This is a genomic window from Hallella seregens ATCC 51272 (genome assembly GCF_000518545.1).
Taxonomy (GTDB): Bacteria; Bacteroidota; Bacteroidia; order Bacteroidales; family Bacteroidaceae; genus Prevotella; species Prevotella seregens.
This window is the reverse complement of the sequence record NZ_JADU01000047.1, coordinates 1-3,939: the sequence shown is the minus strand read 5'-3', so window position 1 is coordinate 3,939 and position 3,939 is coordinate 1. Positions and strand designations below refer to the sequence as shown.

7 protein-coding genes are annotated in these 3,939 nt (G+C 44.7%); 2 read left to right on the top strand and 5 right to left on the bottom strand.

Annotation, left to right across the window (positions count from 1 at the left end; all coding sequences use genetic code 11):
• Positions 1 to 247, top strand: a 247-nt coding sequence (locus L888_RS0110950; protein WP_027952922.1) for a glycoside hydrolase family protein, incomplete at its 5' end; no start/stop codon positions are given.
• Positions 248 to 358: 111 nt separating this feature from the next.
• Complete coding sequence (locus tag L888_RS0110945; RefSeq protein WP_027952921.1) at positions 359 to 1,078, top strand: NYN domain-containing protein; 720 nt, start codon at positions 359 to 361, stop codon at positions 1,076 to 1,078.
• 160 nt (positions 1,079 to 1,238) lie between these two features.
• On the opposite strand, the gene L888_RS0110940 is transcribed toward L888_RS0110945, so the two are convergent.
• From L888_RS0110940 to L888_RS0110920, 5 genes are read right to left on the bottom strand one after another with little or no spacing between them, the layout of a single operon-like run.
• Positions 1,239 to 1,463 (bottom strand): hypothetical protein, encoded by a 225-nt coding sequence (locus tag L888_RS0110940; RefSeq protein ID WP_004351251.1) that lies wholly within the window; start codon positions 1,461 to 1,463, stop codon positions 1,239 to 1,241.
• A 4-nt stretch (positions 1,464 to 1,467) separates the two neighbouring features.
• Complete coding sequence (locus L888_RS0110935) at positions 1,468 to 1,722, bottom strand: hypothetical protein (protein ID WP_027952920.1); 255 nt, start codon at positions 1,720 to 1,722, stop codon at positions 1,468 to 1,470.
• Positions 1,723 to 1,754: 32 nt separating this feature from the next.
• Entirely contained in the window at positions 1,755 to 3,029 is a 1,275-nt protein-coding gene (locus L888_RS0110930; RefSeq protein WP_027952919.1) for a PcfJ domain-containing protein, read from the bottom strand.
• Between the two features lie 4 nt (positions 3,030 to 3,033).
• Positions 3,034 to 3,444: a PcfK-like family protein gene (locus tag L888_RS0110925; protein ID WP_027952918.1), complete on the bottom strand. Its 411-nt coding sequence runs from the start codon at positions 3,442 to 3,444 to the stop codon at positions 3,034 to 3,036.
• Positions 3,445 to 3,450: 6 nt separating this feature from the next.
• Positions 3,451 to 3,882, bottom strand: a complete 432-nt coding sequence (locus tag L888_RS0110920) for a hypothetical protein (RefSeq protein ID WP_027952917.1) — start codon at positions 3,880 to 3,882, stop codon at positions 3,451 to 3,453.
• Positions 3,883 to 3,939: the final 57 nt, after the last annotated feature.

Here is a 3,939-nt window from a genome sequence, read left to right as displayed (position 1 = left end):
ATGCTTTGAACACTTCAAAGACTATGGTAAGGATGCGCTGCTACTCAGCCTACTTGCCTATAATGTGGGCGTGGGGAGATTGCTTGGTTATGGCAAGTACCCCAAAAGTAGGTTGCTGCGAAAAATTGAGGCAGGAAACAGAAATATCTATCGTGAGTATGTTTCGTTCTGCAGATACAAGGGAAAGGTCTTGAAAGGGCTGGAGAAACGAAGAAAGGTAGAGTTTGCCTTGTTTTATCTTCCTTGAAAATATACCTTTTGCACTTTTCGTGCAAGGGAACTTATCTTTAATCGGAGAGATAAGAAAATCCATTTTTCTTTCTTAGATAAGCATAAAAAGCATTACCTTTGTAGTAATATGACAGAGAAACTACCCATACAGCAGGAACAAGCGTCCATCGCCATTCTCATAGATGGCGATAATGTTGCTGCCGACAAACTTGGCGACATCATCTCCTTTGTTTCCTCATACGGCAATCCCATTATTCGGCGTATCTATGCCGATTGGACAAAGTCCGCGATGAAACGATGGAAAGAGGAAGCGAAGACATTCTCTTTCCGTTTGGTGGAAGCGCTTTCTTATGTCGGAGTGAAGAATACGACGGATATGGCACTTGTCATCGATGCGATGGATTTGCTGCATGGAAAAACCGTGCAAGGTTTTTGTATCGTTTCCAGCGACAGCGATTATACGTTGCTTGCCCAGAGAATAAGAGAGGAAGGGCTATTGGTGTTGGGCTATGGCGAACAGAAAACACCGGCATCACTGCAAAACAGCTGTCATGAGTTCCGCTTTTCGGACAAGGCAGATCCCGTCCAACCGAATAATAACACGCCGGATTACTTCATAGACAGAGACCGTGCCTTGTTTGACAAGGCATTCGAAACGGCACGTAAAGGGGATGATACCGTAACGCTTTCACTGATTGGTGGTGAACTTAAAAAGCTGATGCCCAAGTATAAAATCAAGCGTTACGGCTGCAAGACACTCGGGCAACTTTATGTCAGATTGGGAAAATACGAACTGGTCAAGGTCGGTGACAAGGCTGTTGGCAGTGCCATAAGGATAAAACAATGAAAAGAACGATACCAAAACAGCATTTTCAATTGCAGTTTCGGTATCGTTGGTTATTGAAGATAGGGCATAGGCTTTCTTTGCTCCTTATCTTTCCCCGCCTGATTGCTCATGGAAAGAAAGGAGCGGGCGGCGGATGTGCCGTCCGCTTGTACGCTGTCGCTTACTCCTTTTGAATGATTATTCGCGTTGTTTTTACTTTTGGGTGGGTAGAAAATGCCCAACTCACCTCCTCGTCGGGCAAGGTACTGTGAATGTTACCACCCATTACCAACCCGCAATCTTGCAAAACTTTCTGCCGTGCATCCTCCTTGTTATCGGCAAGGACTTCAAACACGCCCTCGAAAATGTACTGCGTTCTTACTCTGTATATCTTTTTCTTCTCCATATCCCTAAAACTCTGCTATTAACAATCTGTGCTTCATCGGCTTACCATTCGATAGTCTGCGATGGGTGAGCCAAAAGTGAGTGCGTCCATACCCATAGGCAAAGAAGTTGTCAAGTTCCGTTTCTTCGGCTATCTGTTTAATGGCTGTTCTTAACACTTCCTTGTTATCGGATAGGGTTATTGCATTGATAACCCTAATGAGGATATGGGGTATTTCGTCTGCCCAGTTACATACGAAGCTTTCTATTTCTACTTTCATTGCTGTGATAATTTGGTGGTTTATATTTTTCTTTATGCTGTTGCCTTCATTCTTCGGCTTATAAGACCTCGATTGGCATTGACAAGGTTTACTATCTGCTCGTGGTATTCCGTATTCTTGTTGCATACTCCACGACTTTGCACCACTTCCAAAGTTCTTAATGATACTTCAATGGTCTCTATTCGCTTGCCTTCAATGGTAGCCGAAAGGATAAGGGAGTCTTCCTTGAGGTAATATGCATTAGAAAACAGACAATGGTGCATTGATACACCTTCTTCCAAATGTTCCTGCACGCTCTCCAACACGTGGACTTGGATTATGCCGTCCGTAAAACAGATACCGAAAAACTTGGATTTGAGTTCCTTGAAGCGTTTTTCATCTTCGATTGCCTTCTGCTGCCTCTGTTCTATCTTCTCCTGTTCACGCTGCCTGAGAAGTTCCTCGTGCCTGCGGTCGTGTTCGGCTCTGAGGTTGGCAGGACAAAGATATTTCGGGCTGTGAGTGTCTTTGCCCAATCTGCGGAGTGTGTCCACATAGTCGCACCATAGAGAAATGTCGGTTATTTCATATCCGCTTCGATTGGCTATCTTGTAGGACTTCCAGTAACTGTCAAAGTCTCGAGGGCTATTGAGAAAATAGCGCAAATGTTCAATCCGTCCTGCTTTCATCAATGTTTCTGCACGACTGTCAGAAAGCAATGCCGAAATGAGTGTTGTCGGGGCTATATCGTGAAAATCATCCTTGAAACCATTCCTGCGGAGTGTGTCCGTAACCTTGAACTTAGGATATGTCTGCGAATAGGCTGCATATTGGTAGGCTTCGTTGTCGTTGCGAATTGCCATAGGAGCACAAAAGGAAAATGTATCAACGTAATGTCCCAATATACGTTGTATGGCAACCAATGCTTTCCGCCCTTGTGCATTCCACCAATACTGCCCGATTTCAAGCACATAGTGTTCAGCCTTGCAGCCTTTCTCCATTTCAGCCACGAGGAGGAACATACGCAAAACTTGATACCCCTCACAAGCGGTAAGCGTGGTAAAATACCGCTTCTGCTGCAATTTCCTTTGGAAAGTCTCCTTGACCTGCAACTTTGCCCTGCAATGAGGGCAAGTGCAAGTTTCTCTATGTTTGTCCATTACCCAACTATGCCCACAATCCATACAAGTGGTGCGACCTTTTGGCAAGCTATAGGCGAAGTGGTCTATGCACTCACGGAAAGCCCACTTGCTTTGTGTCTTGGTTATCGGGCGAAGATGCTTGCTTTGCCCCAAAACCGCCTTTTCAAATTTGTTTCTCGGTTTCATAGGCTTAATCGAATAAGGAGGGTTGCACAACCTTGTTTTCCGCTTTCTTGGTACGCTCGCTGTGGCTACGCATCTTGGCAAGCTGTTCGCGTTGGTACTGCTCGATGGCTTGTCTGCGTGCTTCTGCCTTTTCCTCGTCCGTGAGCTGTACCACATGGTTTACCGCCACATGGCAATCAAGGGGCTTGCCGATGTTGATATTGTCCGTGTCAAAATAATGCACTGCCATAGAATAGATTTCATCGTCGTCGAAACCATTGCAACCGCTTTTCTTCACCTCGTTTAAGATGTAGGTTACACAATCTTCTATGTTCTTGTTAGGCTTCATCAAGTTGGGGGCAAACAAGGGGTCTGTCGCTGCACGCTGGTTGAGATACTCTGTAATTGTCCGTGTAAAATGTTCTGTTCCTTTCATAGTTCTTTAATATTTAGGAATTTCTACAATTTGATTGATGCGTCCATATAGGTAGGCTCTTAGGCTTGTTCTGTCGGGTGCGTAATACTCTGTCCATTGTCCGTACTGATTGACAAGGTATTTCTTCAGTACATCAAAGAAGTCAAAGCGATAGCCTTGCAGTGGAACGGCTGTGCGGAAATAGGTATTAGAGTTCACCGCTTCGCATAGCCAATTCTTTTCCTCACGGCTCATACACTCGCCACGATTGAGTTTTGCACGTAGGAGATATACTTTGCTATTACAAAGACTCTCCAAAGGGGGAACGTCCCATTGTACAAACTTAATTGCCAACACTTGCTCACTCTTTTCAGCCGTAGGGTTAATGCGGTAATGAGAGGAGGAGCTATATCCTTTGCTGTTCATCGAAGATGTTGTATTTACTTTTTGCTTATCCATAGCGACATTTTTTTTATGCGTCCAAAGATCGGAGTATGCTGATTCCTTTTTGTAGCA

Bases quoted from the DNA above. Each gene is read 5' to 3' on its own strand.
- L888_RS0110940 (WP_004351251.1), bottom strand. From the start codon at position 1,463: ATGGAGAAGAAAAAGATATACAGAGTAAGAACGCAGTACATTTTCGAG.
- L888_RS0110945 (WP_027952921.1), top strand. From the start codon at position 359: ATGACAGAGAAACTACCCATACAGCAGGAACAAGCGTCCATCGCCATT.
- L888_RS0110930 (WP_027952919.1), bottom strand. From the start codon at position 3,029: ATGAAACCGAGAAACAAATTTGAAAAGGCGGTTTTGGGGCAAAGCAAG.
- L888_RS0110920 (WP_027952917.1), bottom strand. From the start codon at position 3,882: ATGGATAAGCAAAAAGTAAATACAACATCTTCGATGAACAGCAAAGGA.
- L888_RS0110925 (WP_027952918.1), bottom strand. From the start codon at position 3,444: ATGAAAGGAACAGAACATTTTACACGGACAATTACAGAGTATCTCAAC.
- L888_RS0110935 (WP_027952920.1), bottom strand. From the start codon at position 1,722: ATGAAAGTAGAAATAGAAAGCTTCGTATGTAACTGGGCAGACGAAATA.